Consider the following 210-nt stretch of genomic DNA (forward strand, 5'->3'; position numbering starts at 1 on the left):
CTTTATCTGTTGAAAATCCTAAGAATTCACCAATCACTTCCATCGTGATGACTTCCGCATCACTCAATTTAGGTGGGAGCCCTCGGCTTCTGAATCGCATACCTTGCTGTAGCTGCATTAAATTGTCATCTACCCAACAAAACACCCAAATGATAAAATCTTGCTGTGACATAGCCTTTTGTTCCTTTATTTCTCTATTTTTGACGACTT

1 pseudogene is annotated in these 210 nt (G+C 39.5%); it reads right to left on the minus strand.

The features are described 5' to 3' along the window. Positions 1–172 (minus strand): annotated as a pseudogene (locus AAC854_RS24945) (IS982 family transposase); the annotation flags it as partial. Between the last annotated feature and the right edge of the window lie 38 nt (positions 173–210).

Origin of the sequence: Xenorhabdus entomophaga (assembly GCF_037996725.1) — a bacterium.
GTDB classification, from domain to species: Bacteria; Pseudomonadota; Gammaproteobacteria; order Enterobacterales; family Enterobacteriaceae; genus Xenorhabdus; species Xenorhabdus khoisanae.